This is a genomic window from Arthrobacter sp. MMS18-M83 (genome assembly GCF_026683955.1).
Lineage (GTDB): Bacteria > Actinomycetota > Actinomycetes > Actinomycetales > Micrococcaceae > Arthrobacter.
Window position 1 is genome coordinate 2,147,326 of sequence record NZ_CP113343.1, and the last position, 25,316, is coordinate 2,172,641.

The 25,316-nt window shown below is 62.9% G+C and carries 27 protein-coding genes and 1 pseudogene; 7 read left to right on the forward strand and 21 right to left on the reverse strand.

From position 1 onward, the window contains the following. The first annotated feature begins 113 nt into the window (after positions 1–113). On the forward strand, positions 114–1,265 hold the full coding sequence (locus OW521_RS10120; RefSeq protein WP_268025078.1) for an ROK family transcriptional regulator: 1,152 nt from the start codon (positions 114–116) through the stop codon (positions 1,263–1,265). A gap of 1 nt (position 1,266) precedes the next feature. Here OW521_RS10120 and OW521_RS10125 read toward each other — a convergent pair whose 3' ends face one another. The 3 genes from OW521_RS10125 to OW521_RS10135 are packed head-to-tail and all read right to left on the reverse strand — an operon-like array spanning position 1,267 to position 3,208. Next, on the reverse strand, positions 1,267–1,554 hold the full coding sequence (locus tag OW521_RS10125) for a YciI family protein (RefSeq protein ID WP_268025079.1): 288 nt from the start codon (positions 1,552–1,554) through the stop codon (positions 1,267–1,269). An 8-nt stretch (positions 1,555–1,562) separates the two neighbouring features. After that, positions 1,563–2,447, reverse strand: a complete 885-nt coding sequence (locus tag OW521_RS10130) for an SRPBCC family protein (protein WP_268025081.1) — start codon at positions 2,445–2,447, stop codon at positions 1,563–1,565. Between the two features lie 23 nt (positions 2,448–2,470). After that, complete coding sequence (locus tag OW521_RS10135; protein ID WP_326494028.1) at positions 2,471–3,208, reverse strand: GGDEF domain-containing protein; 738 nt, start codon at positions 3,206–3,208, stop codon at positions 2,471–2,473. 107 nt (positions 3,209–3,315) lie between these two features. On the opposite strand from OW521_RS10135, the gene OW521_RS10140 reads away from it, so the two are divergent. Then, the gene (locus OW521_RS10140) at positions 3,316–3,939 is read left to right on the forward strand and encodes a PadR family transcriptional regulator (RefSeq protein WP_268025083.1); all 624 of its coding nucleotides are present in this window, start codon (positions 3,316–3,318) and stop codon (positions 3,937–3,939) included. Positions 3,940–4,025: 86 nt separating this feature from the next. Here OW521_RS10140 and OW521_RS10145 read toward each other — a convergent pair whose 3' ends face one another. Next, complete coding sequence (locus tag OW521_RS10145) at positions 4,026–4,538, reverse strand: cupin domain-containing protein (protein ID WP_268025085.1); 513 nt, start codon at positions 4,536–4,538, stop codon at positions 4,026–4,028. Positions 4,539–4,657: 119 nt separating this feature from the next. Here OW521_RS10145 and OW521_RS10150 point away from each other — a divergent pair, with 119 nt between their 5' ends. The 3 genes and pseudogenes from OW521_RS10150 to OW521_RS10160 all read left to right on the forward strand — a co-directional run. Further along, positions 4,658–5,275: a TetR/AcrR family transcriptional regulator gene (locus tag OW521_RS10150; RefSeq protein ID WP_268025087.1), complete on the forward strand. Its 618-nt coding sequence runs from the start codon at positions 4,658–4,660 to the stop codon at positions 5,273–5,275. Positions 5,276–5,416: 141 nt separating this feature from the next. Then, positions 5,417–6,526 (forward strand): fatty acid desaturase family protein, encoded by a 1,110-nt coding sequence (locus OW521_RS10155; protein WP_268025089.1) that lies wholly within the window; start codon positions 5,417–5,419, stop codon positions 6,524–6,526. Between the two features lie 59 nt (positions 6,527–6,585). Further along, positions 6,586–6,832: pseudogene (locus tag OW521_RS10160) on the forward strand (hypothetical protein); the annotation flags it as partial. A gap of 35 nt (positions 6,833–6,867) precedes the next feature. Here OW521_RS10160 and araA read toward each other — a convergent pair. The 4 genes from araA to OW521_RS10180 all read right to left on the reverse strand — a co-directional run bounded on the left by araA (position 6,868) and on the right by OW521_RS10180 (position 11,984). Further along, positions 6,868–8,388, reverse strand: a complete 1,521-nt coding sequence (gene araA, locus OW521_RS10165; RefSeq protein ID WP_268025091.1) for an L-arabinose isomerase — start codon at positions 8,386–8,388, stop codon at positions 6,868–6,870. A 51-nt stretch (positions 8,389–8,439) separates the two neighbouring features. Then, positions 8,440–9,144 carry an L-ribulose-5-phosphate 4-epimerase gene (locus tag OW521_RS10170; protein WP_268025093.1) on the reverse strand — a complete coding sequence of 235 codons (705 nt, stop codon included), beginning with the start codon at positions 9,142–9,144 and terminating at the stop codon, positions 8,440–8,442. Then, positions 9,141–10,871 carry a ribulokinase gene (gene araB, locus OW521_RS10175; RefSeq protein WP_268025095.1) on the reverse strand — a complete coding sequence of 577 codons (1,731 nt, stop codon included), beginning with the start codon at positions 10,869–10,871 and terminating at the stop codon, positions 9,141–9,143. The genes OW521_RS10170 and araB overlap by 4 nt, the downstream gene beginning before the upstream one ends. Before the next feature lie 99 nt (positions 10,872–10,970). Continuing rightward, entirely contained in the window at positions 10,971–11,984 is a 1,014-nt protein-coding gene (locus OW521_RS10180; protein ID WP_268025097.1) for a LacI family DNA-binding transcriptional regulator, read from the reverse strand. A gap of 403 nt (positions 11,985–12,387) precedes the next feature. On the opposite strand from OW521_RS10180, the gene OW521_RS10185 reads away from it, so the two are divergent. Next, positions 12,388–13,080, forward strand: coding sequence for a hypothetical protein (locus OW521_RS10185; protein WP_268025099.1), 693 nt, complete (start codon positions 12,388–12,390; stop codon positions 13,078–13,080). A 464-nt stretch (positions 13,081–13,544) separates the two neighbouring features. On the opposite strand, the gene OW521_RS24380 is transcribed toward OW521_RS10185, so the two are convergent. Next, positions 13,545–13,922, reverse strand: a complete 378-nt coding sequence (locus tag OW521_RS24380) for a single-stranded DNA-binding protein (RefSeq protein WP_442781272.1) — start codon at positions 13,920–13,922, stop codon at positions 13,545–13,547. 104 nt (positions 13,923–14,026) lie between these two features. On the opposite strand from OW521_RS24380, the gene OW521_RS10195 reads away from it, so the two are divergent. After that, complete coding sequence (locus OW521_RS10195) at positions 14,027–14,188, forward strand: hypothetical protein (RefSeq protein WP_268025101.1); 162 nt, start codon at positions 14,027–14,029, stop codon at positions 14,186–14,188. 415 nt (positions 14,189–14,603) lie between these two features. Here OW521_RS10195 and OW521_RS10200 read toward each other — a convergent pair whose 3' ends face one another. The 12 genes from OW521_RS10200 to OW521_RS10255 form a co-directional block, all read right to left on the reverse strand. Further along, the gene (locus OW521_RS10200) at positions 14,604–14,864 is read right to left on the reverse strand and encodes a hypothetical protein (RefSeq protein ID WP_268025103.1); all 261 of its coding nucleotides are present in this window, start codon (positions 14,862–14,864) and stop codon (positions 14,604–14,606) included. Positions 14,865–15,023: 159 nt separating this feature from the next. Then, a complete protein-coding gene (locus OW521_RS10205; protein ID WP_268025105.1) occupies positions 15,024–15,173 on the reverse strand; it encodes a hypothetical protein in 150 nt (49 codons plus the stop codon). A gap of 98 nt (positions 15,174–15,271) precedes the next feature. Next, on the reverse strand, positions 15,272–15,580 hold the full coding sequence (locus OW521_RS10210) for a winged helix-turn-helix domain-containing protein (RefSeq protein WP_268025107.1): 309 nt from the start codon (positions 15,578–15,580) through the stop codon (positions 15,272–15,274). Between the two features lie 251 nt (positions 15,581–15,831). Next, entirely contained in the window at positions 15,832–16,881 is a 1,050-nt protein-coding gene (locus OW521_RS10215) for a Gfo/Idh/MocA family oxidoreductase (protein ID WP_268025109.1), read from the reverse strand. Between the two features lie 351 nt (positions 16,882–17,232). Continuing rightward, on the reverse strand, positions 17,233–17,997 hold the full coding sequence (locus OW521_RS10220) for an SDR family NAD(P)-dependent oxidoreductase (RefSeq protein WP_326494029.1): 765 nt from the start codon (positions 17,995–17,997) through the stop codon (positions 17,233–17,235). Beyond that, the gene (locus tag OW521_RS10225) at positions 17,981–19,159 is read right to left on the reverse strand and encodes a hypothetical protein (RefSeq protein ID WP_268025111.1); all 1,179 of its coding nucleotides are present in this window, start codon (positions 19,157–19,159) and stop codon (positions 17,981–17,983) included. The genes OW521_RS10220 and OW521_RS10225 overlap by 17 nt, the downstream gene beginning before the upstream one ends. 17 nt (positions 19,160–19,176) lie before the next feature. Then, entirely contained in the window at positions 19,177–19,986 is an 810-nt protein-coding gene (locus OW521_RS10230) for a carbohydrate ABC transporter permease (RefSeq protein WP_268025113.1), read from the reverse strand. After that, positions 19,983–20,951, reverse strand: a complete 969-nt coding sequence (locus tag OW521_RS10235; RefSeq protein ID WP_268025115.1) for a carbohydrate ABC transporter permease — start codon at positions 20,949–20,951, stop codon at positions 19,983–19,985. Before OW521_RS10235 ends, OW521_RS10230 begins: the two co-directional genes overlap by 4 nt. Before the next feature lie 110 nt (positions 20,952–21,061). Then, on the reverse strand, positions 21,062–21,949 hold the full coding sequence (locus tag OW521_RS10240) for an SMP-30/gluconolactonase/LRE family protein (protein ID WP_268025117.1): 888 nt from the start codon (positions 21,947–21,949) through the stop codon (positions 21,062–21,064). After that, entirely contained in the window at positions 21,946–23,160 is a 1,215-nt protein-coding gene (locus tag OW521_RS10245; protein ID WP_268025118.1) for a mandelate racemase/muconate lactonizing enzyme family protein, read from the reverse strand. Before OW521_RS10245 ends, OW521_RS10240 begins: the two co-directional genes overlap by 4 nt. A gap of 38 nt (positions 23,161–23,198) precedes the next feature. Further along, on the reverse strand, positions 23,199–24,446 hold the full coding sequence (locus OW521_RS10250; RefSeq protein WP_268025120.1) for a sugar ABC transporter substrate-binding protein: 1,248 nt from the start codon (positions 24,444–24,446) through the stop codon (positions 23,199–23,201). Between the two features lie 73 nt (positions 24,447–24,519). Further along, entirely contained in the window at positions 24,520–25,251 is a 732-nt protein-coding gene (locus tag OW521_RS10255) for a FadR/GntR family transcriptional regulator (RefSeq protein ID WP_268025122.1), read from the reverse strand. Positions 25,252–25,316 lie beyond the last annotated feature (65 nt).

Sequence of the window (25,316 nt, forward strand, 5' to 3'; positions counted from 1 at the left end):
TAGAAATGTGATGCAAACCACCAATCCGCTCGCGATTCACTTGAGATAACTTTTGATACAAAAATCAGAAATCCTGCGATAGTCTTGCACAAGCCCATCGATGAGGAGGCGACATGGACTCGCAGCCAACCCCCGCCCACCCCACGTGGCTGGGTGCGCCAAGCTCCGCCCGGGACGTCTTGTACCAACTGCTCGTTGACGGGCCGCTGTCCAGAAGTGCACTGGCCGAAAAGCTGGGTCTGTCTGCCGGAAGCCTCACGCGGGTTACCAAACCCTTGCTGACAGCGGGTGAAATCATTGAGACGGAATCACGGCATGTCGGCCCCACCGGACGCCCTACGCAACCGTTGGAAATCGTTGCGGGTCGTCACTACTTCGTCGGTGTGAAGCTCACGGGAACGCATGCGTCGGCCGCACTGGTCAACCTGCGCACCGACGTGATCGCCACCGCGGAAGCCCCGATCGGCTCAATGCAGCCCGAAGCCGTAGCCGATCTCGTGGCAGACCTGGTCCGTAGAGTTGAGCAATCAGCTCCCCAACCAGTTGCCGCAGTTGGAGTGTGCCTCGGCGGCCAGGTCACGGACGGCGGGAACATTAGCTGGGCACCCTTCCTCAAGTGGGAAAACGTTCCCTTCGGTGACCTCCTGAAAAATCGGCTGGGTTTGCCTGTCAGCATCATCAACGACCTCAACGCCTTGACCTTGATGGAACATTGGCTAGGCTCCGGCCGTGGCATTGCGAATCTGGTGGTTCTCACCATAGGCGCGGGCGTCGGCTACGGTCTGGTCATCAACCACCAGATGATCACCGATGCCAACTCCGGTTTGGGCACTGCCGGCCATATTCCCCTGGATCCGTTTGGGCCGCCTTGCGATCTGGGCCACCGAGGTTGCGCCAATGTCATGTTGAGCCAGCCCAGCCTCGAGTCAAGGGCTTTGGCCTCCATGGGTAGGCCCGTGCCATACGCGGAACTGCTCGAACTCTCGGCCCAAGGAGGGGTTGCCAAAACGCTCGTCGATGAAGCTGGATTCGCCTTGGGCCGCCTGCTCACCATCGCTTCAGCCCTGGTCATGCCTGAATTGATCATCCTCAGCGGGGAAGGCGTCGGTCTCGCAACGGCAGCCAGGGAAGCCATTGACGCCGGACGGAGGCACGATCGCGAAGTCCATGCCCGCGAGGTACCCATTGCTGTCATCGACGTTGACGACACTCACTGGGCCCGTGGCGCAGCGATCGGCGCAATGCAGCAACCTGCGCCCAGCTAGGTCAACCGCCGTCCTGCGGACTGAACATCACGGCGTTCCACTCGCGGATCTCGCCGGGTACTGCCAGCCCTTCCAGGACAAAGGGATCCCCCGCGATGAACTGCTCCGCCCTTTCCCTGCTGGTGAAGATGCCCATCGAACCGTTCACGGCCGGGTTGTTGAACGTCCCGATACCGATCAGGCCGCCCTCAGCGGCGAAGCCCTGCAAATATTCAACATGCCGGGGATAGACGGCTTGAAGACCGGGGAGCGCCGAAGGCTCCGAGCTGTAGAAGACCACGAATTGCATTGTTTGCCTTAATTGCCGGGTTCGGCGCGGTAGGGGGCGGCGCCGTCGAGTTCGGACAGGGTCTGGACGAGCCGCGGGAGCACGTGGTTTTGCCATCCCGCGCTCATGATGCGGTGCGATGCGACGTGGGTTGGTTCATTGGGATCGAACCCGTCGTGGACAAGGGACAGCCGGGTGCCCGTACCTTCCGGGGAGATCGACCATGTCACGGTGCTGTTGAGGCTATTGCCGGAGTTCGCGTCCCGCCACGAAATGCGCAGACGCCTTCCGGCGTCGAGGTCAAGGACTTCGCTGGCCACCAGGCCGCTGAATCCGACCGCCGGAACCGGAATTCCGCGCATCTGATACTGCTGCCCGACCACTGCTTGGAAGTCGTTTTCCATCAACCAGCAGGCTATCAGCTCTGATTCGGTCAGTGCCTGCCAAACCCTGGCAGGCGGATGTGGCAGGAATTCTTGGACCTCGATGGTTGTAAGTTGTTCGTTCACTAGCTGTCCTCCGTGTCGTTCAGTCGTCCCAAATTCCGAGGGAGCCATCGGCGGCGAGATCAAATAGCCCTGGGCTGTGTCGCAGCCGAGATCCTGCAGGATGTCCAGTTGCTCCTGGCGTTCCACTCCTTCGGCCGTGACCCGGACCCCCATGGCGTTGAGGGTTTGGATCAGCCCTTGGACAATAGTCGCAGTGTGCGGCTCAATATCGATGTTCCTGATGAACGCCTTGTCGATTTTTAGCGTGGTCAGCGGCAGGACCCGAAGCATCGCCAAGGACGAATAGGCGCTTCCATAGTCGTCCAACGCAACACCAACGCCCATGTCGATCAGTTCCCGCAACTGCGACGCCGCGGAGGGGACGTCCACTATCGCTGTTCCTTCGGTGATCTCAATTTCCAGCATCCGGGCAGGAATGCCGTGGCGGTTCAGGGCGGCTCGTATGTCGGATGGAACGTTCCGGCGGCGAACTGGACCGGGGAGACGTTCACTGCGATCTTCCGGCCGTCATGTTCGAACGGCTCTTCCATGCTGTCCAGGATTCCGGCAGCGATCCCACAAGCGGTGTCTTCATCGACGTCGGTGAGAAGGACAGCGAACTCGTCGCCGCCCAAGCGGGCCAAGGAGCCGAGGGGTCCAACGCTGCGCGACAGGCGCCGGGCGAACTCCGTGAGGACGGCATCCCCGGCACGATGGCCGCAGGTGTCGTTGACGCCCTTGAAATCGTCAAGGTCAATGAACAGGATTCCCACGCCGGGCAGCCCGGCGCTGATGTCGGGGCAATGCTCTTCGAGCATCCGCCGGTTGGGCAGCCCGGTCAACGGGTCGTGCAGTGAAGCGTGGCGGAATTGCACGGAAACGGCGGCAAAGATATCCGATACCGTAACGATCCGCGGGCCCGCGGCGCTCAAGACCAACAGGTCCTGATAACGCTTGTACTCAGGCCTTTCCAGAATAGCTTGTGCCGCGGACTGGAGGTCTAGATCGGCAGCCATCGCCGAGTCCGTGGTCGGCAGTAGCTCCGAAGCCGTCCTTCTCGTGTTCAATGCCCGTCCGTAGCCGAGCCGGCCAGTCAGCCTGAATTCCAGTTGGTCCCTGGTCAGCAGCGCGAACGAGCTGTCCTGCTCGATCACGACGGCCCTGAGGGTGCGGTCGCTCCGGAACATAGCATCAACTCTTGTCTAACGACACTCACCGATATATCGTTAAGTATCGCAGAACAAACTGCGGCCCTCAGGGCAACTCTCACAAACACCGAAAGGACGATGCCGCTATGAAGGGCATTCATGAAAGCAAGCACACAGAGTGCGGTCCGGATATGGAACGCTTCGGACGCGGCCGGAGCCGTCGCGGACCCCACGGACACGGCGGATTCGGACCAGGCCGCGGATTCGGACCAGGCCGCGGTTTCGGGCCGGGCTTCGGACCGGGGTTTGGACCAGGCTTTGGTCCCGGCGGCCCCCGGCGCGCCAACAGGGGCGATGTTCGCTTCGCGATCCTCTCCTTGCTGGCCGAATCACCATCCAACGGGTACGGACTCATCAAGACGATTGCCGAGAAGACCTCCGGATCATGGCGCCCCAGCCCGGGCTCGGTCTATCCCACGCTGCAGCAGCTCGTTGACGAAGAGCTCATCGCACCCGTCGGCGAAGGCCGTCGCACCGAATTCACACTCACTGATGCGGGGAAGGCATACGTAGCCGAGCATGCCGAGGAGCTGGAAAATGCGTGGAATATCGATTCGGAAGGATCAGGACCCGCGTTTCACCAGAGCGTGGCAAAGCTCATGGGAGTCATCCACCAGTTCCGCTTTGCCGCAACTGACGAACAGCGGACCGCCGCAATGGAAAAGATCGACGAAGCACGGCGAGCGCTGTACCACATCCTCGCCGACTAGTACCGACCTGTCTGAGGCCGCGATGCGGAGTCGAAATCACTCCGCTCGCGGCGTCGATGGAGTATTGGCCTGACGCCCCGCTCCCTTCAGCCCATTGGAGGTGTCAGCCCGTACCGGGCGATAATGTCCGGCAGCCAGGGCGGCTGGCCGAACTGCAGCCCGTATTCGGCGGCCAATTTGCCGATCACCTCGGGATCCGGCGGCCCCGCTTCGAAGTGATCTGCGAGCCCCCAGAAGAAATGCTCAAATCCCGCGGGGCTGATGATCTCGATCATTCGTGCCGGGACTTTGCCGGCGTTCCACATCGTGTGGAGCTCACCCCGCGGTTTCGTGATGTAGCCCCCGGCGCCGAGCACGGCCTCACGATCGCCGGACCGGAACCCGATCTCGCCTTCAATGACGATCGAGTACTCATCCTCCCTCGTGTGAGTGTGCGGGGGCACCAAAGCCCCGACAGGAAACGGGTGCTCCACAATCGAGATCTGTTCATCGGTGTGCTCGCCGAAAAGCTTGAAGACAACCCCGATCGATCCGAGACTGCCCTCCCGCCCCTGGCCCGGTTGCACGACCGTCAGCCGCGGAGCATTCTCCATGTCCATGACAGATCACCTTCCAATTTCAATATACAATTGTGTTTATCGAAATTGTCCGGCAGTGAAGGATCAGTGTCAATACATTGAGTGAACACCACCGTTCATCCAAGAGTCGGCGCTACGAGATGAGCAAAAGAACCGAACAGATAAGCGGCACGCACCAGCGCATCGTTGACGCGGCCGTGACACTGCACGGTTCCGTCGGGCCGGCCCGCACCACGATCGCGGGCATCGCTGAGAAGGCCGGTGTCACCAGGCTGACGGTCTACCGGCATTTTCCCGACGACGAAGCACTGTTCTCTGCCTGCTCCTCGCACTGGCTTTCACAGCAGCAACTCCCGGACCCCGCGGCCTGGTCCGGGCATGCCGATCCCCTCGGCCGGCTCACCGCTGGACTGTCCGACCTGTATCGGTTCTACCGCGAAGGCGAGGCCATGCTCACCCGAATCTATGCGGACTGGGACGCGCTCCCCCAGACACACCGCACAGAGCTCGAATCCAGAAACGCCTATTTCCGGGACGTCCTACTCGAGCCGTTTTTCGAGCCAAACAGGAACCCCAGACTACGCGCCACCCTCAGCCACGGGATCTCCTTCTGGACATGGCGATCGCTATGCCATGACAACGGCCTTTCGAACCATGATGCGGTCGAAATCATGTCCACCCTGATCACAACGACAGTCGGCGCCGCGGTAAAATCCGACCCACCCAGGCGAGAGAACGCGGGCGTCCGTAGACCGTGACCCCGGTCGCCCAGGACCCCGCTGAGATGTTCCCGGCCAGGACCCCATTCCTCTGGACGCGTGGGGCCGGTCGCGCCTACGCTTGTTGTGTTGCCCCGGACCCCGGCAGCGCATCATAAGCGCATCCGAGGAGGCAACGCCTTGTCCTTAACCAACCAGCCTTCGGTGCCCACGTTCACGATCCCGTCCCGACCTGCCCCGCCCGGGGTCCGGATCAACAGCATCACAAGCAGCTACGCGAGCCTCCTGAAGACCGTCCGGGATGCAGGGCTGCTCTGGCGGTGCCAACGCTACTACCTCCTTCTGCTAACGATCCTGGCCATGGTGGGGGCTGGAATCTCGGTGGTGTTCCTCCTCTTGGGCGATACCTGGCTTCAGCTGGCTGTGGCAGGCGCCTTGGGTGTCGTCTTCACACAGTTCGCCTTCCTCGGCCACGAAGCGGCGCATCAGCAGGTGTTCGCGTCCCGGCCCGCGAACGAGTGGACTGCACGCCTCATCGCCACACTGGTAGTGGGCATGAGTTACTCGTACTGGACCGACAAGCACTCACGGCACCACGCCCGCCCGAACATGGTCAATCAGGACCCGGACATCGCCCAGGGTGCGGTCATCTTCCACAACGAGATACCAAGCGGCCGTGGAAGACTCGGCCGGACCCTTGGCAAACACCAGGGCTATCTGCTCTTCCCTCTGTTCCTTTTCCTCGGATGGACCCTGCACATTGATTCGTTGAAGTACTTGCTCCGGCGCAGGGCGGTGAGGCACCGATGGCTTGAGCTGGCCCTGCTAGGTCTGCGCTTCGGTACCTATATCGGACTGATTTTCCTCGTCCTCTCCCCCGGCGTCGCGGTTGCATTCATCGCCGTGCAGGTCGCTGTGTTCGGGCTGTACATGGGCGGAAGTTTCGCGCCAAATCACAAAGGGATGCCGATCCTTCCCGAAAACAGCCGGGTGGACTTCCTGACACGGCAGGTTGTCACGTCCCGCAACATCGCCGGCGGACGATTCGTGACCTTGCTCATGGGCGGCCTTAACCACCAGATCGAACACCACTTGTTCCCGGATATGCCCCGTCCGCACCTACGCGAGGTCCGCCAACTGGTCAAGGCCCACTGTGATGCGGCGGGGATCGCGTACACCGAAACAGGGCTGCTGCACTCGTACGCGATAGTGATCCGTTATCTCAACAAGGTCGGACTCAAAGCAGCGGACCCGTTCACCTGCCCCCTCGCTGGCCAATACCGGCGCTAACCGACACACATACGGGCCGGGAGACGCTGCCGGACCACTACAGCGCCGACCCGATAGACTCGGTGCCCAAGAACCTGGAACATGAGAATGCCGATGAGCGCCGCAAGGAATTCACCCGCATCAAGTTCGAAACCGCCCCGCATCACCCAACACTACGCCCCGGACAACTACGATGGCCAGCCCCGCAAGCTCAACCGAGTGACCATTGCCGGCGACATCCCAGTTGGTGTGGAAGGCAAGCCGAGCCAGTCGATCCAGGGGGATTCGTCCGCCTATTCCCCGACGGTTCCCACGCCACTCAACTAGTCCGTCGCAGTACAACTAGCCGTGTTCCATCCAGCTCACAAGCCGCCAGCGAGTTTGTAGTAGGCGGCGTTCCAGGCGAGCTCCTTCTTGAACTGGCGGATGGTGGTGCCCTCGTCGATGGTGAGAAGTTCCGTCTGCGCGATCTCGGCGAAGTCTTCGAAGACGTCCATGCCCAACTGCGTGGAGAGCACGGTGTGGTGCGCGGCACCGGCGGTGAGCCACGCGGCGGCGGAGGTGGCGAAGTCGGGCTTGGGCGACCACAGGGCACGGGCGACCGGGAGGTTGGGCAGCGGTTCGTCGAGGTCCACGACGTCGACGGCGTTCGCCACGAGGCGGAACCGGTCGCGCATGTCCGAGAGCGCGACGACGATGCCGGGCCCTGAGTCGGTGTCGAAGACCATGCGGACGGGGTCTTCCTTGCCGCCGATGCCCAGCGGGTGGATCTCCACGCGCGGCTTGGTGGCGGTCAGGGAGGGGCAGACCTCGAGCATGTGCGCGCCGAGGATCTTCTCCTGCCCCGGGGTCAAGTGGTAGGTGTAGTCCTCCATGAGGGAGGCGCCTCCGGGCAGTCCGGCGCCCATGACCTTGGCGGCCCGGACCAGGATCGCGGTCTTCCAGTCGCCCTCGGCACCGAAGCCGTAGCCGTCGGCCATGAGCCGCTGCACGGCCATGCCGGGAAGCTGGCGCAGCGCTCCCAGGTCCTCGAACGACGTCGTGAACGCGGCCGAGCCGTTCGCCTCCAGGAAGGACCGCAGACCGAGTTCGATGCGGGCGCTGTAGCGCAGCGAGTCGTGCCGGGCACCGCTGGCGCGCAGTTCCGGTGCCACCTCGTAGAGACGCTCGTACTCGGCGACGAGGGCGCCGACGTCGGACTCCGGCGCGCCGTGCACGGCGTCGCCGAGCTCGTTGACGGACCAGGTGTTGACCGAGACGCCGAAGCGCAGCTCGGCTTCGGTCTTGTCCCCTTCGGTGACGGCGACGTTGCGCATGTTGTCCCCGAAACGCGTCAGCTTCAGGCACCTGACGGCAGCCCAGCCGGCGGCGGCGCGCTGCCAGACTCCGACCTGGCGGGTGACCTCGAGGTTGGAGACGTGCCCGACGACGGTCTTCCGCGGCACGCCGAGGCGGGATTGGATGTACCCGAATTCGCGGTCGCCGTGGGCTGCCTGGTTCAGGTTCATGAAATCGAAGTCGATGTCCGCCCACGGCAGGGCCACGTTCGCCTGCGTGTGCAGGTGCAGGAGGGGCTTGCGGAGCAGATCCAGTCCCTGGATCCACATCTTGGCCGGGCTGAAGGTGTGCATCCAGGCCGTCACGCCAATCACGGCATCATCGGAGTTCGCTTCGAGCGCGGTGCGGCGGATGGCGTCCGAGTCCGTGAGTACCGGCTTCCAGACGATCTTGACCGGAACATCGGAGGACGCGTTCAAGGCGGCGGCGATCTCCTGGGACTGCGCGGCGACCTGCTTGAGGACGTCTTCGCCGTACAGGTGCTGGCTGCCGGTGAGGAACCAGACTTCGTAATGTTCGAGGGAAGTGTTGTGGGCGTGTGGCATGGGTTTCTCCTTGAGAAGTTCGTGGGTGCCGCGGGTTAGCGGCAGGCCGTGTTACCGGCCGTAGACGTTCTGGTACCGGTCGTAGAGGGATTCGATCTGGCCCGCGTCGATGGGCAGCGGTTCACCGAGCTGCCGGGAAATGTGGACCGTGCGGGCCACTTCCTCGCACATGACGGCGGCCTTGACGGCGGAGCGGGCGTCCTTGCCGATGGTGAACGGGCCGTGATTCTGCATCAGGACCGCCGGTGAATGGGAAGCCCGGAGCGTTTCCACGATGCCGCGGCCGATCGAATCGTCTCCGATCAGCGCGAACGGGCCCACCGGAATGGTGCCGCCGAATTCGTCGCCCATCATGGTCAGCACGCACGGGATCGGCTCCCCGCGCGCGGCCCAGGCCGTGGCATAGGTGGAGTGCGTGTGGACCACTCCGCCGACGTCGGGCATGTTTCGGTACACGTAGGCGTGCGCGGCGGTGTCCGACGACGGCGAAAGGTCCGGATTGCCCCACTCCACGATTTCCTGACCGGTGCAGATTGCTTTGACCGGAGTGCCGTAGAGATCAGTGACCACCATGAGGTCTGGCGCGAGCTCGTCGTAGGAAACCCCCGAGGGTTTGATGACCATCAAGTCATGCCCCGGGACGCGGGCCGAGACATTGCCCGCGGTCCAGACCACCAGCTCATAACGGGTCAGTTCGGCATGTAGCGCGCACACCTCGGCCCGGATCCGGGCAATGGCGTCCAGCAACGCGCTCATGCGGAAACCCCTGCCGTGAGTACTGGTTCCGAAGCAACGGGTCCAACGGCGTTCCGCTGGATCTTCTTGAGCCGGTGCATGACCTCGTTCGCTCCCCTGCCGAAGTAATCGTGAAGGGTCCGGTATTCGCGGAACAGCTCTTCGTAGGCGGCGACGTTTTCCGGGATCGGCGTGAAGACGGCGCCCGGTTCGGACCCCATGGCAGCCGCGGCCTCCCGGATATCCGGGTACTCCCCCGCAGCGACCGCGGCGTGGATGGCCGAACCCAGCGCGGGACCCTGGGTGGAGCCGATGGTGGAGAGCGGCAGGCCCGTGATGTCGGCGTAGATCTGCATCAGCAGCTTGTTCTTGAGCAGTCCTCCGGCAACGATGAATTCCTTCACCGGGACCCCGGAGTCCCGGAAGGCGTCCACAATGGTGCGGGTGCCGAAGGCCGTGGCCTCCAGGAGCGCCCGGTAGATGTCCTCCGGGCGCGTTGCCAGCGTCTGGCCCACGATCACGCCGGACAGCTCATGGTCCACCAGGACCGAGCGGTTGCCCGAGTGCCAGTCCAGGGCGATGAGCCCGTGCTCACCGATCGCCTGGCGGGAGGCGAGCTCGGTGAGGTATTCATGGATGCCGAGCCTCTGCAGGGCTGCGGCCTCGTGGTATTCGGGCGGGACGCCGTACCGGGTGAACCAGCCGAAGATGTCGCCCACCCCGGATTGGCCGGCCTCATAACCCCAGAGCCCGTCCACGATCCCGCCGTCGACCACACCGCACATGCCCGGCACCTCACGCAGGACGTCCGCGTTCATGACATGGCAGGTGGAGGTGCCCATGATGGCGACGAGCTGTCCCGGTTCCACGGCGCGGGCCGCCGGCGCAGTGACGTGGGCGTCCACGTTCCCGACCGCAACGGCGATGCCCTCACGCAGGCCGGTCCAGGCGGCGGCTTCGGCCGTGAGGTATCCGGCGGCGTTGCCCAGCCGGCCGATGGTGTGTTCGAGCTTGCTGCCCACGAAGTCCTTGAAGTCCGGGTTCAGGGCGGCCAGGAATTCCGTGGACGGGTAGGCGCCGTCCTGGTAGATGCCCTTGTAACCCGCGGTGCAGGCGTTCCGCACGTAGTTTCCGCACAGCTGCCAGACGATCCAGTCCGCAGCTTCCACCCAGTGGTCCATCGCCGCGTACGCTTCCGGGTCCTCCTCAAGGAGCTGGAGCCCCTTGGCGAATTCCCATTCAGAGGAAATCAGCCCGCCGTAGCGCGGCAGCCACGTCTCGCCGCGCTCGGCGGCCAGTGCATTGACGCGGTCCGCCTGCCCCTGGGCCGCGTGGTGGCGCCATAGCTTCACATAGGCGTGCGGCCGGTTGGCGAAACCGGGGAGTTCGCTCAGCGGCGTGCCGTCGGCCTTCACCGGCACCATGGTGCAGGCCGTGAAGTCGGTGGCGATCCCGACGACGGCGGCCGGATCGATCCCGGCGTCGCGCACTGCTGCTGGGACCGCGTGACGCAGCACCTCCCGGTAGTCCTCTGGCACCTGAAGTGCCCATTCCCCCGGAAGCCGCGTGGCGCTGTCGCCCGCCAGATCGGCCGGCAATGCCTCCGTGATGACTGCGTGCGGGTAGTCGAACACGCCGCTTCCCAGCTCTTTGCCGTCCCTGACCCGCACCACCACGGCCCTGCCGGAAAGGGTGCCGTAGTCCACGCCGATGACGCAGTGTTCGTTGCCGTCTGCTGTGACGTCCATGAAAGTCCTCCAATAGCGTGCCGGCTTCTTAGCGGCTCGTTAATTGTGAGCGCTAACAAGAGGTCTGTCAAGGAATGCGTGTACAGCCATCCGCGGGGGCTAGGGTAGGGGCGAGGTACTGGCCCGGACCACAAGCTCGGGATCAACCACGATGGTGCTGCTTGCCGCGCCATCCTCGATCTGCTTCCGCATCATGTCCATGCAGCGCCTCCCGAGCTCCTCAAAGTCCTGCCGCACAGTGGTGAGCGGCGGGGTGAAGTAGGCGGCTTCCGGCTGGTCGTCGAAGCCAACCAGCGACACGTCCTGGGGCACCCGGACGCCGGCCTCGTTGAATGCTCGCAGCAAGCCAAGCGCCATTTGGTCGTTTCCCACAAACACCGCCGTGGCTGTACGCTTTGCGGCAAGTTTCTGGCCCATCCGGTAGCCGCTGGCGGCGCTCCAGTCGCCTTCGAGTAGAAGGTCGTCGGCCAGGCCAGCCGCCGCCAATTCCTCACGCCAGCCCTCAGCTCTCGCCGCGGCGTCAATCCAGTCCCGCGGGCCCGAAATATGGCCGATCCGCCTGTGGCCCTGGCTGACCAGGTGGGCCACGGCCACCCGCGCCCCCCGCTTCTGATCCACCATGGCCCCGCTGAAGCGACCATGACTACCGGCCCCCACCACAACCACGGGCACATCCAGATTCAGCCCTTCCAGAGTCTGGACCGTTCCGTCATGAGGGACGATCACGATGATCCCGTCGGCACCCTGGTCGGTGAAGTAGCGGACGGCATCTGCGACGGAGTTCGCTCCCGATTCCTTCAGGGCCGCGATGCTCACAAAGTAACCGGCTTCGCGGGCAGCCTGTTGCACGCCGAGCAGCGTATTGGCCGGGCCATACTGGGCGAGCTCGGTCCCCAGGACGCCGATGACCTGGGACCTCCGGGTCACCAGAGACCGGGCAGCGGTATTGCGCCGGTAGCCGAGTTCGGCAATTGCGGCTTCGACGCGTTCGCGAGTTGATTTGCTGACGTTGGGGTGGTTGTTGACCACCCGCGAGACGGTCTGGTGCGAAACTCCGGCGTGCGCGGCAACGTCCTCCAGGCGCGGCGGACGTCTTTCGATATCGTTCCCCATGAGGCACCTTTCAAAGGCAATGTATTGTCCAACATCCTATGGCCAGCCGGACGGCGTCATGCCCAGGTCAAACCGGGGTTTTGGGATCAACGACAGTCAGTGAATTGTCATTGTTTGTCGCTGATTAAGGTGAGTTAAAGGTAAGTCGGCGCCTTGTGCCCCACCGCACCAAGGCACGATGGGGACCTTTCGCCGTATCACTGCTCAGCAGTTGAGGCAGGGCTTGCTGTTCATGGCGGGAGCGATCGTCACCGCAGCGGCAGCCGCGGCCTCGGGCGCCTGACCGGTCAGTGTGCCGCGAACGGTAGCGAAGGAGTGGGCCGGCAGGCGAAGTACCAGCTGGCCGTCGCGTTCCTTCACGGCCAGCGGGCGGGGTGCGACGGCGTAGGGGTGGGCCGGCGCGTTGAACGCTGCGACGCAAGAAGGTCCGGCGGCATCCGCTCATGGTTTTCAGAATCAACCTGCAGGAACGGTGAATGGTCAAAATAGTTCTCTTCTGGTATTGACAAGAAAAGTTACCGAGGAGCAGACTTTGTTTGCCGCGGTGAAAATAATCAGAATCAGTCACAACTGGAATTCATCATTTACGGGGGAAATGATTACGTGGCATTCTAATCGAAAAGCGCGTTCGGGCGGCTTCCGTTTGAAGCTCAGCCGGCGTTTCAGCGTTGCTCTCTTGGTCGGCCTTCTGATTGGAACCGGCGCCGGTATTGCGCAGGCATCCACGGTGTATGGAAGCCTCGGATACCTCTGGTCGGACGGGATAGAGTACGAGAACCAGGCGACGGCGGAAAACGACAATTGGCCTGGTTATGTGGATACGTGGATTTATACGGCTGATGGCCATTACGCTCCGATGGGTTATCTTGGCGCCGATGCCCGCTCGTTCCTTGACGATGGGACCACCAATCCGCCCATGTGCGCAGATCACGGGTACCATTACAACACCTCTAGCACCCCGCAATTTAACGATGACCTATTGATCCCCTGCGGGCTGGGTTATTACTTTAGTTGGGGAGTTACCGCCACCTATAACGGTAACGGCTACGACTACTATTACACGAACAAATCGCCAAATATTTACGCGGGGGGATGATGTCAATGTCACTAAAGTCCATGATTGCGATTGCCTCTGTCGTCGTGGCCGGAGGGCTCGGGGGATTCGGAATATCGTCAGCGGTAGCAGCGTCAGCTACAGGGACCAGTTCGAACCAGGGAGGTGTCCAGGTGACGCACTCGTACTCGAAGAACGCCAGAGGCGAAACTTACGGGTCGGCAATCCACTCGACCCGGCCGGGAGATGAACCTGACCTCATTGCAGCTATAGGAGAGGACCACAAGACGCGGGGGTACGTGCGGAAAACTGACCTGGAATCCCGAGCTATGCCGAAGTCTCCGGCGGAGGTGGCAGCGCGGGTTGCATCCGGTCAGGCCGGCCGCGTCGGCGACAAGGAGGTCCCCCTCTATGCCGAAGACGGCGTGACCGTCGTCGGATCCTTCATCGTCAAGGGCTGGAGTGCTGGCCCAAGCGATGTAACCCCTCCACAAAAGTAGGAAGATTCATCTAGGGCCACCGCCCAAGCGATTCAATCTCCTGCTGATAGGACCCCCACGATTTCGCGGGGGTCCTATTTCTCGACCGGGAGAACATGTCGTAGACATGTCCACGACGTGGCAGCATCGACAAACAGCCATGTTGCCACCTGAACCCCCGATAATGAGGGAGGCGGCGACGTTCTCGGCCATCTCCCGCCACACCGTGGCACGGAGGAAAAGCGTCTCGCTATCTTTCCACTCATTAGAGGCCGGATCGAACGTACGAGGTGTGGAGGCGACCGTGAAGTTCGCGACGGGAGTACCTTCAGTTTTCCCGAACCCACGGGAAACCGGGGTGAACCGCAGTTCCGGGTCGGTGGTGAGGTTGCCTATGACTGTGATGGTGGTTTCGCCGGTCCCTTGGCCAGGGTGTGCGTGAACCTACGCTTATGCTTATCCGGCATGGGGAGCTGAACCTTACCTGGCGGCCTCTGGCAACGAAAGCGATGACTGCCCTGTCTTCGATCCAGCCGTACATGAACCTCGTCGCGCCGTACCTGATGAGGATCCGTTCAATCTCAACCCCCGACGCGGCGCTGTCAACACTGGTGGACTGTGCAGATCTCCGGGGCGCCATCGATTCCTGCCTTTCCTTGCTCAAGACCTAGAACTCCGCCACCGACCTGTCCTTGGGCTCCAATGCCTTGTTCACGATGAGTTCGTCGCCGTCGCTGGCTCGGAGACGGGTAACCCGCGGGGGACGGCCACCGGCTCTACCGGAACGCGCCCCGGAGGCGCCCGCGCGTCTATCATCCGGGGCCCAAAGCAAGACTCATGACACCCTTATTCGAAAATATGTTCGAATAAGGGTCGGGCCTCCCCCACCGACGGTTTCACGACTCCACCGCGTTGCATCTACTGACCGGCCACCCCAGGTTCGGCCTACCGCCTATGTGTTAGGCAGGGATCCTTGTCAGGTACCCGCCCCATCTGGCTAAGACCCGGCTTTGGCTCCGGTCTCGGAGAATATTCTTGAAGGCGCCGGTTCGTGATTCTATCCTTGCGGGCATCATTGGCTGGCGGCTAGCGGACTTCCAGGGTTGGCGGGATCCTGGTGACCACCGGGTTGTCAGCGTCGCAGATCATGATTCTGCCCATGCCGGCATCTTGGATCAGCCAGAAGACGCTTCGGTCGTAGGCGATCATGTCGATCCTTCCAGACAGAACGTTGGCGTTGTTGCAACACACTTTGACGGTGTCGTGGCGGGAGAGTTGGGACCAGTCCGGGAGCGGTGCTGGCAGTTGGGCCTCGTTGTGGGAGGGGCTTTCGGGGATTGTTTGCATTGTTCATGGTCCTGGTCGAGGTGGGGGTGGGGTTAGTGATTTCTTGCCTGGCCAGCAGCGATGATCCGCCAGGCTGCGGGTGTCTTGTGGCTTTGGTCGGCCGGGACACCGGTTGCGAGTGCGCTGCCCCGGCCGGGTCGGTGGGATGTGTGGCTGTGCTCAGTCGGTTTCCGGCAGGGTGCAGAACACGCAGGCGTCGTCGCAGGTGAGCGTGTTGGTTTCGCGGGACGTGTCCGACTCGCCTTGGAGCCGTGTCTGGGCCTGGGCCGTGACAGCCGCGCGGGTGTCTTCATAGGTCGGGGATTTCATGGTCCAAGCCCCTTTTCTCGCTAATTGTGTGTGGGTTGCCTTTGAGATACGGCAGGATTCCGGGCCGGACCGCCCGTCAAGGTCTCGGGGCCTCGAAGCTACCGGATGACCGTGCCGGCATGCCGTTGGCGGTGGAGCACTCCCTTGCGTTCGAGGTAGGCCCATGCGTTGCGAACGGTCCCGATGGCGACGTTCAGTTCCCGGGCCATGTCCTTCTCCGGGAGCAGCCTGGTTCCGTGGGCGATCGCTCCTGTTGCAACGGCTTGCTCGAGACTTTGAGCGAGCTGGTAGTAGAGCGGTTCCGGTCCGCAACGCTTGAGACGCAGCACCTGCGAGTATGGAGCGGGGGCCGGCGGCGCTCCCGTGGTGAGGGCGCCAGCGGCAGTGTGCGATCGGTCAGCGTTCATCGCAGGAGGTTTGCTGGGCTTCTGCTGTAAAGGGGAGGCTGTGGACTGCGCAGCTGCCCAGGTGCGTGCGGGCCCGGGGGAGAAAGCCCGTTGGTCCGAATTCCGTGGCACGGATTCCGGGATCCTTCATGTCCTGGAAAACCCGTTCGGGCGGGAGCTGGTAGCCCCGGTTTTCCGTCTCGCATGCACCCCAAGATATGGGCGCTGCCACGAGCTGGGCGGTTATGGAGGAAGCCCCTCTGACCAGCATTTCAGTTCCCAATCTGGGCTGGAGCGCCGGCCTGGGCGACTCGCACCGGGACACCGGATTCCAGGGATTCCTGGGCAGCGTCCGCGACCTTGGAGGCGGCCACTGCATCTTCCGCGGTGCAGGGGTTCGTGCGCTGTCCGAGGATCAGTTCGACGAAGGCCGCCATTTCTGATCGGTATGCCCCATCGAAACGCTCCGCAAAAGTGAGGTGTGGCTCGTTCGAAGGGAATGCCACGTGCTCCTCGGCGGAACGTAGCGCGGCCTTTTCGTCAAGGCCGACCATCAGGGACCCCTTGGAGCCTTGGATCTCCAGCCGGACGTCGTGCCCTCCGCCGTTGTATCGGCTGGCAGAGACAGTGCCCATTGTTCCGTCATCGAAGGTGACAACGGCAAGAGCGGTGTCTACGTCACCGACTTCACCGATCCGCGGATCACCATTATTGGATCCCTTCGCATACACTTCGACGATTTCCCGCCCGGTGAGCCAGCGCAGGATGTCGAAATCGTGCACCGAGCAGTCTCTGAAAATTCCTCCGGAGCTGGCAAGGAACTCCACTGGCGGTGGAGTCATGTCGCAGGTGACTGCTCGCAGCGAGTGGATCCAGCCCAGCTCCCCGGCGGTGTATGCGCGTTTCGCTTCCAGGTAGCCGGCATCGAACCGGCGCTGGTGACCGATCTGGACAGTGCCTTTCCTGGCGCGGATGTACTCCAGAACCGGGCGGGAGTCCGGAACGTTCATGGCGACTGGTTTCTCACAGAAGACCGGGATGCCTGCATCGACTCCGGCTTTGATCAGATCCGGGTGTGTTCCTGTGCCTGTAGCGATGACAAGTCCGTCGATCCCGGATGCGAGAAGCTCCGCCAGTGACGGCAGGAATTCAGCCCCCAGGCTGCCTGCGATTATGCGGGCATGATCTGCCGCTACATCAGTGATTGCAAGCCGGACATTGATGCCCTGCGGATGCATCACCTCGTTAAGGGCGACAATGTTCTTGGCGTGCATGACGCCGATACGTCCCACGCCGACCAGTCCCAGCGTTACGTCTTTCATGATGCTCCTTGCAGTAAAGCCGGCCAAATTTTCCGCTAAGAATGGGGACCGGTCCAACAATTGGTCGGGACCTTCGGTCCCCGCTCCGCGCATTGCGCAGCAATGCGCACCCCGGCCGGCGTCCATACCTAGTACCGATCAGCCGGTGCTCACACCGCATCTGCACAGCCCGAAACACGGGCAGGTTGCGCAGTCAGCTTCTGACATTGACAGGCCGGAAGGACGCAGGCAGATCCGGCACCGGTAACCGGCAGATAACCCCCTCGGGCATCGTCCGCGTATCCGCAGCAATCGGAAACCCGGGACGCGTCCAAGACTCCGACTCAGATGCCGGCCTGTTTGTCAGGCACGCTAGTCCATTGGATAGAGGCCGGCGCCACCATCGACGGTGAGGATGGTCCCCGTCATGTAGGACGATAGATCGCTGACGAGGAAGAGGAACGCGTTGGCCACTGACTCGGGCGTCTGCAGTTCGCCGAGCGGGATGGCCTTCTGGGCGCGGGCCCGGTAGTCCGGGTCCGTTTCCCACTGGAGCTTGGCCATTCCGGCGCCGACGATCCCAGGGGCCACCGCATTCGCTCGAATGCCGTGGGGCGCGAGTTCTCGTGCGAAACTTCGTGTGTACGCGTTAAGCGCTGCCTTCGATGCGCTGTACGGTGCGATTCCGGGCCAAGGAACGTCGCTCACCCATGAACTGGTGAAGATGAGCTGCCCCCGACGCCCTTGATGGCGCCATGCCTTGGACGCCGCCTGGGCGAGAAGCACCGCGGGGCGGACATTGGTGTCATGGATATTGTCCAGTTCGTCTTCCGGGTACTCGGCGATGGGGTGTGTTCCCACGACTCCTGCGTGGCAGCAAAGGACATCCGGCGCGTGGCCGAGGACTCGCGATGCCCGGTCGAAGAGGTCTTGAGCCTCCTCAGCGGATCGACACGCCCCCCTTTCATATGCGACGTTCGTTGGCAGCCTGGTAACGGCCTCCTCGGGTGGCAGGAGGTCATTCACGACCACCTGGGCGCCGCACTCTGTGAGCTTTCGCACAATCGCAATGCCCAGTGCGCCGCATCCGCCGGTGATCAGTACGGACTTCCCCGTGAGATCAAGCGGACCGGTCACTGTCGTGGCCTTCCACGCGTTGGAACTCGATCTCGAGCAGGCACATCGAGTATCTGCTGCCTACGGGGTCAGCCTTCATGACCGGGTACATGTAGGTGTCGGTGAAATTGGCGGAATAGCTGAGCCATGCGCGGGTGCCGTCCTCGGAGATGAACTTGGAAGGGAAGTTCAGGAAGTATGCTTGCTGCCCGAAGTTTTCCATGTAGGCGACCATCTTCCACGGCCCGAACAAGCTGTCCGACTCGAGGATGTAGGAGTCCATTTCCTTGATGGTGGGCCAGCCGTCGGTGACGCACATGAGGTACTTCTTGGCAGCGGCGTTGTATGTGACCGTGACGCATCCCATGTGTTGCGGCCAGGAGGCGATTGGGTGCGCGTCATCCAGGTCACGTGACCATTGAGGCTCGGCGCCAGAGAGCCCTGCGTAGAACTCCCATGAATCGGGCTCGTTGATGCCCTCGACGGTGGGCTTCGTGCGCGCCAGGAAGATCTCGTCTCCGGAGATCCAGCTCAGTTGATCGCTCGAGGTCCGGCTTCCGTGCCCGACCAGGTAGGCATATCCCCCAGGCGCGTGCTCGTTGTTGCGCCCGAAGTCGACGAAGTGGGGGGCGCCGAAGCGTATTGGTCGGCCTGACGTGACAGATTCGCCGAATACCGTGTCAGTGGGCGTGCGGGGGCCTTCTTCCCAGGTTTGGCCTCCATCCGTTGAGGTACGGAACCCGACGAAGGGACCGAGTACGTCCCAGTTCAAGCCGCGGTCGGGAGTCTCGACGAGACAGTAGGTGCCGTAGTACCAGGTCCCGTCAAGCATGAGGGATGCGGACGGATAGCGGCCCCCGTATGGGGCCGGCGAGGCTGCGACCACGCCGATGTTGTCGATCTTGAGGTCGAGCGGGTCGTCCCCGTGGATGGTTGCGTGCCCCGTTGTGGCGTCTACGCCGACGCTCCATGAGCGGATGCCCATGACATCGCCGTCGGTGAACGGTGAGTAGAGGGCACCGTCGGCGCCCCAGGAGGGATACCAGGTGTCTGCCTTCGAGTAGGACGCAAATCGTCCTGTGGCTCGCACGCCGTTCCAGTCCGGTGAGAGCCGGAACGGGGCCGGCCTAGGTGCGTTCTGGTCCCAGGAGTTCGATTGCGGTTCAGCGTGACCGTTGATCATGATTATTTAGTCTCCGTTTATTTTCCTACGCCGAGCGCGAGACCACTCGTCAGTTTTCGTGCCACGAGGGCGAAGATGATGATGGTTGGCAGGGCCCCGACGAGGGCCAGCGCCATCAGGTTGTTCCATTGAGTCCCGTAGAAGCCTTGTTGCTGGACGATCAGGACGCTGAGGGGGAACAGGTCCTGGTCGTTGAGGAATGAGATCGGATACAGGAACTCGCCCCAGGCGCCGATGAACAGCAGCACGGTTACCAGCGAGACTCCATTTCGGGCAAGAGGGAAGACGACTGTCGTGAAGCTCCGAAACGGCCCGGCCCCGTCGACTTGGGCCGCTTCCTCCACCTCGCCGGGAACGGCGAGGAAGAACGGCCGCAGAATCAGGATCGCGTAGGGCAGCGCCGACGCACTCATCGCAAGGATCACCCCGAGGGTAGTCCCGAGCAAGCCGAGGCTCGCAAGGATGCGGAACTGCGGAATCACCGCGGTTGCGGCGGGCGTCATCTGAAGTGCGATGAGGATCCCGACGACCACCGCGGTCCACCCGCCGCGTGCGCGGGCCAGTACATAGGAGAGCGGCGTCGCCACCGCGATGGTGAGAAGCGCGGCCCCGCCCGCGATCACGACGGAGTTGCCGAGGGCGAGCAGGAATTGCGGAGTGAGGACGTTCGCGTATGCTTCGAGCGTCGGCCGGAAGATCAGGCTGGCGGGGTCGTTGACGATCTCCTCGCTGGACTTGAACGAGGCGAGCGTGATGAGCAGGAGTGGGACGGCGTAGGCAACGAAGACGGCGAGCACACCGATACGCGCGAGCAGTGTTGATCTCATGAGCGGTCCTCCTTGCGAAGAGCGAAGATATACGCGACAGCGAGGAGCAGGACGATCGCCATCGCGACAAGGCTGATCGCACCGGCCTGCCCGAACTGGTACGTCTGGAATGCAGTCGAGTATCCGAGATACGGGATTGTCGTTGATGCAGTGCCGGGGCCGCCGCGGGTCATGGTGTAGATGAGGTCGAACGCTTTGAACGCGCCGACGACGATGAGAACGCCCAGAATGAGCAGCGTCGGGCGGATCATCGGAAGCACGATCCGGAACAGGATCTGTGTCGATGATGCCCCGTCGATCTTCGCTGCGTCGAGCACGTCCTCGGGAACGTCAAGTACGGCGGACTTGATCACCAGGCCGGCGAACGGGATCCCGACCCAGATCGTGACTGCCGCGATGGCCGTCAACCCGGTCGATGGCTGGGACAGGAAGGGGATGGGTTTGTCAATGGCACCGATTTGCACCAGCGCGTAATTGATCGCACCGTTGGAGGCGAGCAGGAACTTCCAGAGTGATCCCACGATCACCGGAGGAAGCGTCCAGACCAGGATCAACATAGTCTGGGTGACGAGCGAGAATCCCCGCGATGAACGCAGGCACAGCGCCACGAACAGGCCCGCAGCCATCGTGCAGATGAGGATCGCAGCGACGAAGAGGAGCGTCTGTACGGCGACAGCACGGAAGGTGGACGAGCCCAGGACGACCGCGAAGTTCTGCAGACCGACCCCTGGCCACTCGCCGAGGATGTTCGTGATGGTCACGTCGCTGAACGCCATCTGGGCAAGGATCAGCATGGGGTAGAGCGAGAGCACCAGCAGCAGCAGTACCCCTGGGCCGGCGAAGGTGAGTTTGACGGCCAAATTCTTCCACCGCCGTGACGGGCGCCGGACGCGTCGCGTCACGGGGATGTGCACCGCCTCTGCCGGGACGTCGAGGGTTGTGGTCGTGTGGGACTTGGCGTTCATGAGAGCAGGACTCCGTCGACCGCCGGGCAGCTCCGTCGGCGGCCGCGGCCGCATTCCCGGGTCGGCACTCCATTCAGGCCGTCAGCTTCGTAACTGATGATTTTCATTGTTCAGGCTCCTTGGTGATTCCACGGGTAGGCGGGCCGTCCGGTGACACCGGGCGTGACAGTGAAGACAGCGCCCGCGTAACACTGTTTCCGGCGTTCTTCCTCGGTCAGTCGAAAGGCCGCGGTCGTGATGACGAGCTGTGAGCCGTCGGCGCCACCGAACGCGCATGAGGTCGGCTGCGACACCGGGAGCTCGACGATCGTGTCGATCCGTCCGTCCGGCGTGTAGCGGCGAACGACGCCGCCGCCGAAAAGGGCGACCCAGATGCAGCCGTCATCGTCGACACAGATGCCATCCGGCATCCCGTCCTCGGCGGGAATATGGGCGATGGTCGCAGGATCTCCCAGCGTCCCGTGCGGTTGATACGGGAAGGCCTGGATGCTCTGCGTGGTGCTGTCGACAAAGTAGAGCGTCCCTCCATCGGGTGACCAGCCCAAGCCGTTCGACAACCCCACTCCCGTGCGCAACGTCTCCAGTGGCGCACCCTCGGCGAATCGGAAGAGTGAGCCCGCCGGCGGCGTCGTAGGTTGGTAGGGCATTGTGCCGGCGAGGACTGCCCCGTGAGGGTCGGTCTTTGCATCGTTGAACCTGATGCGTGGATCCGAATGGACGGTGAGCAGCTCAGTCAGTTCCCCTGCCGGATTGAGTGTCGAGAAGCCCGTCCGTGTGACGAGCAGGAGGTCCTCCGTGGTGGTCGGAAGTGCCGCGCCGATGTGGTCACCGGTGGAATACTTGCTCAGGACCGCACCGGAAGCGCCGAAGCTGAAGACCGCCCCTCGGGTGATGTCGACGCAGAGATACCGCTGGTGGAGGGCATCCCATGTCGGGGACTCGCCGACCTCGGCATCGAGCTCAAGGAAGGGGTCAGCAAGCACGGAACGGACGGTCATGCGAACTCCTTGACGCCTACTACCTGGCGAACGAACATGTCGTCATCCACGATGTCCGGGCGGATCTCCACCCCGTGGCCGGGTCGGCCGTTGTCTGTGATATGACCATCCACCACTTCCGGCAGGCCGATGACAAGGTCCCGGTACCAGGTGCGCAGGAAGGCGCGAACCGTTTCCTGGATGAGCGTGTTGGGCTGGCTCATCCCGAGGTGCACGCAGGCCGCCAGAGTTGCCGGTCCGGTGCAGTCGTGCGGCGCGATCGGGATGCCGAAGGTGTCTGCGAGCGAGGCCACTTTCCGGGCCTCGGTGATCCCGCCGGTCCACTGCAGGTCGAGGGTGAGCACATCGACCGATCCTGTCTTGAGGAGCGGCAGCGCTCCGCGTCGACCGACGCTCGTCTCACCGACCGCGAGGGGCACGTTGACCTCCTGGGAGAGATGATGGAGAGCGTCTGCGGCATCGGCCCGGATCGGATCTTCCACCCAGTACGGCTGGAATTGTTCGAGGGCGTTGATGATCAGCGCGGCGGTGGGGCGGTTCCACAGTCCGTGCAACTCGATCATGAGGTCCATGTCGGTGCCGACGGTGTCTCTGATCTCACCGACGATGCGGAGCCCCGCGGAGAGCTCCTGCCGGGAGATTGAATTCCCTCCGGTGCGTTCGGCGGCGAGATCGAACGGCCAGATCTTCATGCCGCTGATACCTTCGTCGAGGAGCTCTCTCGCGAGCCTGCCAGGGTGATTCAGGAACGCGTTCAGGTCTTCATACTCCGGGCGTTCGCTGCTGGCGCTCAGTCCCCAGTTGTCCGAGGATTGCCGCGTCGTGGTCCGTACGTAGCTGGAGCCTGCACAGGTGTTGTAGACCCTGAGGCTTCCGCGAGCACCGCCGCCGAGCAGTCTGCTGAGGGACAGACCTGTCTGTTTGCCGATCAGATCCCAGAGAGCGAGATCGATCGCCGCGTTCCCGCGGACCTCGGCGCCGGCGCCCTGGTAGCCGAGGTAGGGGGCCAGGGCGACCGACGCCGCTTCGGGTGTCACGTCTGCCATCTTCAGCAGGACGGGCGCGGCGGTCTCATGAAGGTAGGCCTCGACGGCCTGCGGACCGAAGAACGCCTCGCCGAGTCCGATCTCGCCCTCGTCCGTGTACAGCCGCACGAACAGCAGGTTCGGTTGGATGCGGGGTCGAAGGGTTTCTAGCTGAATGATACGCATGGGTGACTTTCGATCTGAATGGATGAGCTGCCTGCGGGTTATCGGACGTTGTTCAGCTGATTGACGACCTGCTTTGCTCCGTCCGCAGGGGAGGTCTGTCCACCGGCGACGGAATTCCAGATCTTGCCCATCTGGACGAGGTAATCGCCTATCTTGGGCGTGCTCGGGCGTGCCTTCATGTCTGCAACGACCTGCGCAAATACAGCAAGCGACGGGTCAGACTTGATCTCGGGAGCCGACGACGCGTCGCTTCGAGTGGGGATGCTGCCCTGGAGGGACAGGATGTGGAGCTCGAAGTCTTTGTTCAGGAGAGAGTTCTCGAAGTATTTCCACGTGAGTGCCGCGTTCTTTGTCTTCGCTCCGAGCGAGAATCCTTCCCCACCTCCGACACTGTGACTGCCTTCAGTACCGGCCGGAAGGGGAACCACACCCCACTTGAACGGGAGGCCCTTGGCTCCGACGAGCTGCCAGTTGCCGTTCTGCGAGAAAGCGAACTTGCCACTCTTGAACTGGTCGAACGCATCGCCCTGACTCCACCCGACAACGTCCTTCGGGATGTATCCCTTGTCGATCCGGGCGGTGAACCGGGCGAACGTGTCGGCGACGGTCTTCTCATCCCAGGAACCGTAGTTCTGACCGTTGCCGAGCAGCCAGGGGAAGATCTGGAACTCGGATTCCGCGGTGGGCACGGCGGTCATCGTCATACCGCCGACACCTGCCTTCGACGCGGCAGCCAGGGCGGTATCGAGGTCCGCCACCGTCCTGGGCGGGGTGACCCCGAGGCGGTCGAGGATGTCCTTGTTGTAGTAGAGCGCGGTTGTGTTGACGTAACCCTGGACCGAGACAGTCTTCCCGCCGTCCTTCCAGACAACCGAGTCCGGGAACTTGTCCTTGTCGGCGAACGCTGACCACTGCGCGCTCATGTCCATCAGAGCCCCGGACTGCGAAAGGTTCGCCGCATCCGCCGGGTTGTAGATGATCGCGTCGGGAGCACCGCCGCTCACCGTGGTTCCGAGAACCTTCGCTGCGATCTGGTCATAGGGGACGTACGTGTACTTCACGCTGACGTTCGGAAAGTCCTTGTGGAGGGCGGCTTCGGCGTCCCCCAGCCACGGAGTCGTGTCGGGAGCGAGATACCCCCAGATGTTGATGGTGGTGGTCGTGCCCTTCGGCGGTAGCTTCATCGGGTCGCCGGACACTGCAGCGGAATTCGAGCTGCAGCCCGCTAACGCGATACCGGCGGCGAGCACGCCAGCCAGGACGGACCATTTCTTCGTGCGGTGCATGGATTCTCCTCGTTGAGATAGTGGATCGCTGCACCGAGCTTAGCGCCGTCTCAACAATTTGGCAAGACTGGTCTTACCAGTCAAATAGATCCGGTGAGTCAATGCCCCTGTTGACCACTACATCCCGGATCGCCTTGTCCAGATCGTCGCCGTAGAGCTTCTCGGCGACGGCCAGGTGCCCCCGCATGTGCTCGCGCGCGAGATCGCCGTCGCCGGCCAGGATCGCCTCATAGATCAACTGATGCGACGGTAGAGCCTCCGCGCGCACCGCGGCATCGGACAGGCTGCGGATCATGATGCCCTGGATGAGGTTCCGGATCGACCCGAACATGATCTGGAGGACCCGGTTCCCCGACGCCAGCGCGATCGCCTCGTGGAAAGCGAGATCCGCCTGAAGCGCGACCGTCGGCGACTGCCGCTGCTCCAGGGTGCCGAGGTGCTGTCGCATCCTCTCAAGGTCCGGCTCCTCCCGATGTGCGGCCGCCAAGTGCGCCGTCTGGGTCTCCAGCATCGAACGGGCGACGATGAGTTCACGCGGAGTGATCAGACCGCGCTTGGCCATGACCTCGACGGATACGCCGGACTCGGTTGTGGCGATTTCGCGGACGAACGTTCCGCGCCCTGCGTGAGATGTGACGAGCCCCCGTTCCTGCAGCCCGCGCAGAATCTCACGGACGAGTGGACGTCCGACGCCCAGCTCCTCGGCCAAGGCGCGTTCGGAAGGAAGCTTCTCCCCAGGCTTGAACTCCTCGCGCATGATGCGCGCCTCGAGCCATGAGCTCAGGTCTTCAGGATTGGGGGGCATTTTGGTAAGGCTGGTCCGACCATTCATGGGTCGAGTTTAGGCGTCCAGGGCGGTGTCTGACAATT